Source organism: Streptomyces niphimycinicus, from assembly GCF_018883605.1.
In the GTDB taxonomy this organism is placed as follows: domain Bacteria; phylum Actinomycetota; class Actinomycetes; order Streptomycetales; family Streptomycetaceae; genus Streptomyces; species Streptomyces niphimycinicus.
This window is the reverse complement of the sequence record NZ_JAHLEM010000839.1, coordinates 1-7242: the sequence shown is the minus strand read 5'-3', so window position 1 is coordinate 7242 and position 7242 is coordinate 1. Positions and strand designations below refer to the sequence as shown.

6 protein-coding genes are annotated in these 7242 nt (G+C 73.1%); 1 reads left to right on the top strand and 5 read right to left on the bottom strand.

Annotated features, from left to right (window positions below):
• The 3 genes from KN815_RS43870 to KN815_RS43860 all read right to left on the bottom strand — a co-directional run.
• Positions 1-978, bottom strand: a 978-nt coding sequence (locus KN815_RS43870) for an ArsA family ATPase (protein ID WP_216347334.1), incomplete at its 3' end; no start/stop codon positions are given.
• 127 nt (positions 979-1105) lie between these two features.
• Positions 1106-1546, bottom strand: a complete 441-nt coding sequence (locus KN815_RS43865) for an SRPBCC family protein (RefSeq protein ID WP_014060055.1) — start codon at positions 1544-1546, stop codon at positions 1106-1108.
• A 66-nt stretch (positions 1547-1612) separates the two neighbouring features.
• Positions 1613-2374, bottom strand: coding sequence for a metallophosphoesterase family protein (locus tag KN815_RS43860; protein WP_216347333.1), 762 nt, complete (start codon positions 2372-2374; stop codon positions 1613-1615).
• 252 nt (positions 2375-2626) lie between these two features.
• On the opposite strand from KN815_RS43860, the gene KN815_RS43855 reads away from it, so the two are divergent.
• On the top strand, positions 2627-4423 hold the full coding sequence (locus tag KN815_RS43855) for an AMP-dependent synthetase/ligase (protein WP_216347332.1): 1797 nt from the start codon (positions 2627-2629) through the stop codon (positions 4421-4423).
• A gap of 102 nt (positions 4424-4525) precedes the next feature.
• Here the strand turns inward: KN815_RS43855 and KN815_RS43850 are convergent, their stop codons facing one another.
• On the bottom strand, positions 4526-5668 hold the full coding sequence (locus tag KN815_RS43850) for a glycosyltransferase family 4 protein (RefSeq protein ID WP_216347331.1): 1143 nt from the start codon (positions 5666-5668) through the stop codon (positions 4526-4528).
• A 70-nt stretch (positions 5669-5738) separates the two neighbouring features.
• Positions 5739-6974, bottom strand: a complete 1236-nt coding sequence (locus KN815_RS43845; RefSeq protein ID WP_372458628.1) for a hypothetical protein — start codon at positions 6972-6974, stop codon at positions 5739-5741.
• Positions 6975-7242: the final 268 nt, after the last annotated feature.

The window sequence follows — 7242 nt, the reverse complement described above, 5'->3', positions numbered from 1 at the left end:
GTCCACACCGTCCTCGCCGTCCGCACCGGGCCGCGGCTCCGCGCCCCGCGGGTCGCCGACGCCCTGCGGATCGCGGCCCAGATGCGGCAGCTCACGGACCGGGACGGCGGGCGCCCACTGCTCGTACAGCTCCTTGAGCGCGTCCTGCTGCTGGCCGGAGAGCGCGGCGAGCCACGGGTCGGAGGTGCCGGTGGGCAGCAGCCGGTTCGCGATCACCGCCTCCACCCGGCAGCCGTGCAGCGCCAGCCCGGCCCGGGCGGTGCGCAGCGCCCGGTCGGCGAGCGGCCCGGGCTCCACGACCAGCCGTACCGTCGTGGCCTCGGACTCGATCACCCCCTGGACGGCGGCCAGTTCCCGCTCCCAGCGCTCGGCCGTCTCGTACAGCTTCTGCGCGGGCATCGGCACCCCCGCCAACTGGGCCAGCATCGGCCGCAGCGCCCGGGCCGCCTGCCGTTCGGCGGGCAGCAGCCGCCGCAGATAGCGCCGCAACTGCTCGGGCAGCGCGAGCAGCGCGACGGTGTCCGGCGCGGGCGGCATATCGACGACGAGGACGTCCCAGCCGGTGCCGGGCGGGGCGGTCTGGGCGGCGCGCAGGGCGCGCAGCAGCGCGATGGACTCCACTCCGGGGAGGGCGGTCAGCTCCTCGCCGTCCAGCGGGGTGGCGCCGAGCAGGTCGAGCAGGCCGTGGCCGCGGTCCTGCAAGGCGGTCAGCTCACCGCGGAACCACTCGTCCGTGATGATCCGCGCGGCCCACACCCCGGGGGCGAGCTCGACGGGTACGGACCAGGGCAGCCGGTCCGCCGACCGCCCGGGGGCGGACCGCAGCGAGCGGATGCCGAGCAGTGCCTCGGGGGTGCCGTCCGGGTCGGCGGTGAGCAGCAGCGTCCGCTGCCCCTCACGGGCGGCGGCGAGGGCGGTCGCGGCGGCCACGGTGGTGCGGCCCGCGCCGCCGGTACCGGTGACGAGGACCGTACGCATGAAGGGAGCCTCCGGCAGGGTGATGCGTCAGATGCGCGGCGCGGGTTGGATGATCCGCCCGGCCGGAGCGTACCCCGCGCCGCGGACCACCCCGGGCACCGTCGGGGCCCGGGCCGGCCCGCCCGGGTCAGGCGCTCTCGACGCGCTTCTTCAGGCCCGCGAGCGCGCGGTCGATGATGACCTTCTCGGCCTTGCGCTTGATCATGCCCAGCATGGGGATCTTGACGTCGACCGTGAGCTGGTACGTCACCTCGGTGCTCTTGCCGCCGTCACGCGCCGAGAGCCGGTAGGAGCCGTCAAGGGTGCGCAGCATCTGGGACTTGACCAGGGACCAGTTGACCTGGTCGTCGCCGGTCCAGGAGTACTGGAGGGTGTAGTCGTCCTTGATCGCCCCGGCGTCGAGCAGCATCCGCACCTGCTCGGCGCGCCCCCGGTCGTCCTTGGTGAGGATGTCGGCCTCCTTCACCTCACCGGACCACTCCGGGTAGCGGTCGAAGTCGGCGATCACCTCCATCACGTCGGCCGGGGCCGCCTCGATCGTGATGCTCGAGCTGGTGTGTTCCGCCATCGCCGTGGCTCCTCCGTACCGGTCCGCCGCATGAGCTCTCTGCCGCTGAAGGCTACCGCGCGCGCGTCACCACTCCAGGGCCCAGGGGGTGCCGGAAGAGGCGAAGTGTCCGACATTGACGCACTCGGTGGCGCCGATCCGCATACGGCGGACGAGCGGCTGATGGACATGGCCGAACAGGGCGTACTTGGGGCGGACGGTGTGGATCGCCTCCAGAAGGGCGGTGCTGCCGCGCTCGAAGCGGCGGGCGACGGTGTCGTAGCAGAGGTCGGGCACCTCCGGCGGGATGTGGGTGCAGAGCACATCCACCTCGCCGAGCGCCGCGATCTTCGCCGCGTAGGTCGCGTCGTCGACCTCGTAGGGGGTGCGCATCGGAGTGCGCAGCCCGCCGCCCACGAAGCCGAAGACCAGTCCGCCGATCTCGGCGCGCTCGCCGTCGAGGACGGTGGTACCGGACTGGGCGTACTCCGGCCACAGTGACGGCATGTCGACATTTCCGTAGGTGGCGTACGTCGGGGTGGGGAACGCGGCGAAGAGCTCGGCGTACTGGCGGCGGACCGCGGACTCTATCGCCGCATGGCGGTCGATCCCCGCCCACAGCCGGTCGCCGAACACCCGGGCCTCCTCGAAGCGGCGGGCGGTGCGCAGCTCGACGAGGCGGTCGGCGTTCTCCACCCCGAAGAGGTCGGGGAAGATGCCACGGGCGTGATCGGCGTAGTCGAGGAAGAGCACGAGGTCGCCGAGGCAGATCAGGGCATCCGCCCCGGCACCGGCCTTCTCGAGGTCCTCACTGTTGCCGTGCACGTCACTCACCACGTGGACTCGCATGCATGTCACCCTAAGAGGTAAGGGCCCGTGCCCGTAAGGTGTTCTGCCCGTAGCGACCCGCGTCCACCTGCGGTTCCTCAGCGGCCACGGCGTCCGTCGACTAGTGTGCGGGCAGCATGAAGGCGGTGTGTGACGCATCAAACATCTGGGCAGGAACCCCTATCCCGGAAGCGTACCGATGGGTAACGTCCGGGCCGTCCACCACCCCCCATGCCCTGTAGCGGCGCCGGCGCCCCATGAGGAGCAGCAGTCTTGCGCGAGTTCAGCCTTCCGGCCCTGTACGAGGTTCCGGCCGACGGCAATCTGACGGATCTCATCCGCCGCAATGCCGCACAGCATCCCGATGTCGCCGTGGTCGGCCGCAAGGTCGACGGCCAGTGGGAGGACGTGACCGCGACCGCGTTCCTGGCCGAAGTGCGGGCCGCCGCCAAGGGCCTGATCGCGGCCGGGGTCGAACCGGGCGACCGGGTCGGCCTGATGTCGCGGACCCGCTACGAATGGACGCTGCTGGACTTCGCCATCTGGAGCGCCGGCGGGGTCACCGTGCCGGTGTACGAGACGAGTTCACCGGAGCAGATCCAGTGGATCCTCAGCGATTCGGGCGCGGTGGCCGCGCTGGTCGAGACCGGGATCCACGAAGCCGCCGTCGAGGCCGTACGGGACACCCTGCCCACCCTGAAGCAGGTCTGGCGGATCGAGGGCGATGCCATCGGAACGCTGCGGAAGCTGGGCGCGGACGTGCCCGAGGAGAAGGTGGACGAGCGCTCCTCGATCGCCAACGCCGACTCCCCCGCCACCATCGTCTACACCTCGGGCACCACGGGCCGGCCCAAGGGCTGTGTGCTCTCGCACCGCAGCTTCTTCGCCGAATGCGGCAACGCGGTGGCGCGGCTCAAGCCGATCTTCCACACCGGTGAGTCGTCGGTGCTGCTGTTCCTCCCCGAGGCCCATGTCTTCGGGCGGCTGGTGGAGATCGCGGCGGTGCTGGCGCCGATCAAGCTCGGCCATGTGCCCGATGTGAAGTCCCTGACCGAGGAACTGGCCGCGTTCCGGCCCACCTTGGTGCTGGGCGTGCCGCGCGTCTTCGAGAAGGTCTACAACTCGGCGCGGGCGAAGGCCCAGTCCGAGGGCAAGGGCAAGATCTTCGACAAGGCGGCCGACACCGCCATCGAGTACAGCCAGGCGCTGGACGCCCCGGGCGGGCCGTCCTTCGGGCTCCGGCTCAAGCACAAGGTCTTCGACCGGCTGGTCTACAGCAAGCTGCGGGCCGTGCTGGGCGGCCGGGCCACCCACGCCATCTCCGGCGGTGCGCCGCTGGGCGCGCGGCTGGGCCACTTCTACCGGGGCATCGGCTTCACGGTGTTGGAGGGGTACGGCCTGACGGAGTCCTGCGCGGCGACCACCTTCAACCCCTGGGACCGGCAGAAGATCGGCTCGGTCGGACAGCCGATGCCGGGCACGGTGGTGCGCATCGCCGACGACGGCGAGGTGCTGCTGCACGGTGAGCACCTCTTCACCGAGTACTGGAACAACGAGACGGCCACCGCGGACGCGCTGTCGGACGGCTGGTTCCACACCGGGGACGTGGGCACCCTCGACGAGGACGGCTACCTCACCATCACGGGCCGGAAGAAGGAGATCATCGTCACCGCGGGCGGCAAGAACGTCGCCCCGGCGGTGATCGAGGACCGGATCCGCGCCCATGCCCTGGTCGCCGAGTGCATGGTCGTCGGCGACGGGCGTCCCTTCGTGGGCGCGCTGATCACGGTGGACGAGGAGTTCCTGCCGCGCTGGGCGGCCGAGCACGGCAAGCCCGAGGGCGTGACGGTGGCCGAGCTGCGCGAGGACCCGGAGCTGCTGGCCGAGATCCAGCAGGCGGTGGAGGACGGCAACGCGGCGGTGTCCAAGGCGGAGTCGGTGCGCAAGTTCCGCGTCCTCGCGACACAGTTCACCGAGGACTCCGGGCATGTGACGCCCTCGCTGAAGCTGAAGCGGAACGTGGTGGCGAAGGACTTCGCGGCCGAGATCGAGGCCATCTACCGCGGCTGACGACGCCGGGGCGCGGGGCGATGCCCTGGGCCCGGACCGTCACAACTTCGGGGACCGCACGGCGCGGCGTCGGGGAGCGTCACAGCACGCCGCAGGGGCCGGTCACAGCAGCGACTTCAGGCGGTCGGCCAGCAGGTCCCAGCGCCAGCGCTGCTCCACCCAGGCCCGGCCCCGCTCGCCCATCCGGCGGCGCAGCTCGGCGTCCTCCAGCAGGGTCACGACGCGCTCGGCGCTCTGCTCGGCCGAGTCGCCCCGGACCACCCACCCGGTCTCCCCGTCCAGCACCGCGTCCGGCGCCCCGCCCGAGTCCCCGGCGACGACCGGCAGCCCGGTCGCGGACGCCTCCAGATAGACGATGCCGAGGCCCTCGACGTCCAGCCCGCCGCGCCGGGTGCGGCAGGGCATGGCGAAGACGTCGCCCGCGCCGTAGTGGGCGGGCAGCTCCTCCCAGGGCACGGGGCCGGTGAACCGTACGGAGTCGGCCACGCCCTCGGTCTCCGCGAGCCGGCGCAGATCCTTCGCGTACGGCCCGCCGCCGACGATCAGCAGCACCGCGTCCGGCACCCGCCTCAGGATCCGCGGCATGGCCCGGATCAGCGTGTCCTGCCCCTTGCGCGGCACCAGCCGGGAGACGCACACCACGACGGGCCGCTCGGCGAGGCCGAGGCGGGCCCGGATCTCGTCACCGCCCGAGCCGGGGTGGAAGGTCTTCTCGTCCACACCGGGCGGCAGTTGCACCATCCGGGCGGCGTCCCGGGGGTCGAGCGCGGCGGCGATACGGGAGCGGGTGTACTCACCGAGATAGGTGATGGTGTCCGTGGACCCGCCGATCCGCCGCAGCAGCCGCCGGGCGGCGGGCAACTGCGCCCAGGCCGCCTCGTGGCCATGCGTCGTGGCCACCAGCCGCCGCGCCCCCGCCGTACGTAGCGCGGGAGCCATCAGCCCGAGCGGCGCGGCGGCGCCGAACCACACCGCGGTGCAGCCGTGCTCCCGCAGCAGCGCGGTCGCGCGGCGGGTGACCCTCGGGGTGGGCAGCAGCATGGTCGTCCGGTCGCGGACGACCTGGTACGGCTGCTCGGCGTCGAAGCGTGCGGTGGCCTCGGCGCCCTCCTGGCCGCGCTTCCAGGTGGAGGCGTAGACGACGATCCGGTCCGGGTCGAGGCGCAGCGCGATGTTGTGCAAAAACGCCTGGATGCCGCCGGGGCGGGGCGGAAAGTCGTTGGTCACGAGCAGGGTCTTGTCCATCGTGGCCGACAGTACCGGGTGCCGCGGCGCGCCCGCCGCGGCCCACCCGGGCCGGGCACCGGGGCGGCGCTCAGCCCAGCTCGGTCGCCACGTACTTCCGCCACAGCTCCGTGAACTCCGTCAGGCTCACCCCCAGCACCTTCCGCAGCGCCGACTCCACCGCCCCCGAGCGCTCGGGGGCCCGGCCCACCGCGCGGTAGAAGTCGACCAGCTTCCGCTCGCCCCACCGGTCCGCGATCAGGCGGCAGGCGAGCCAGCCCTGTTCATAGGCGCGGGAGAGGCGGTCGGGGTCGCTGCCGAAGCGGAAGTCGTCGTCGCGCGGCAGCGAGGTGGGCGGATGCCCGGCGACGACGGCGTCGGTGAGTTCGGGGGCGACCTGGCGGGGGGTGCGGCCGGGGGTGCGGTAGCCCACCCAGTCGGCGAAGCCCTCGGAGAGCCACAGCGGGGTGGCGGCGCTGGTGGCGGTGCGGGTGGCGACATGGGCCGTCTCATGGGTGAGCACGACGCGGCGGCCGAAGTCGCCGAGGACCTGGTACGCCTCGGGGTTGACGATCACCCGGTCGGCGGGCGCCTCGTCACCGGCCCCGCCGACCTCGCCCGTGGTGACGGCGGCGATCCCGCGGTAGCCGTCCGCGGAGGCGCCGAGCAGGGCCGCCATCCGGTCCAGGGAGCCGGGGACCTCGACCACCACGCGTCCGGCCCACTCATGGGGCCAGACCCGGCCGAGGATGGGCACCGCCCGGTCCGCGATACCGGCGACCGCGCGCAGCACCCGCCGGTCCTGGCCGACGCCCAGGACGAGGCTGTGGGCGCCGCGGACGACGTCGACCGTGCCCTGGTCCCAGAGCTGTTCCGTACCGCGCTTGCCGTCCACCACGCCGTCGTCGGAGGCCACGTACCACCGCCCGGCGCGCCGGGCGAGGGTCAGGTACTGGGCGGAGACGACCGGCGCGGTGTCGTATCCCGTCAGCCGGTACCGGAGTTCGACCTGTGCGGCGAGGCTGCGGCCGCCGACCGGCGCGGGGGCGAAACCGCCGGTGCGCACCAGCCGGTAGGTCCAGGAGCGCAGCGGTACGGCGGACATCTGCCGGAACACCCGCCGCTGCTCGGCCACATAGCGGGCGGAGCCGCGGTCCACGGTGGCGAGGAAGGCGTCCGCGTCCCGCTCCCGGACCGCGGCGGCCCGCTGGTCCAGCAGGCGCTGCACGGCCCGGCCGTCGCGCCCCTCGGGGTCGTCGGGCGCGGGGGCGGGGGCGCAGCCGCCCAGCGCGGTCAGGGTGAACGTGCCCACCAGCGGCAGGCACAGCAGCGCCCGCCATCCGCCCGATCTCCACCGACCCGCCACGTCTTAGATCGTACGAGCCCGCGCGCCGGCTTCAGCTCCGTCTCGCGAGGAACCCCGGCTGTTCAGGCCCGGGAGGAATCGCATCCCTCGGCCCCGGACCGGCCAGCGGTCCAGTAGTCCCGTCGCATCCGCTCGTGAGCCCGCAAGGCACGAACCGGCTTGCCGGGGACACGGCTCAGATGGCGCTGACCGGGCGGATGTCGCCGGGCGATGCCTGGCGTGGGGCCCC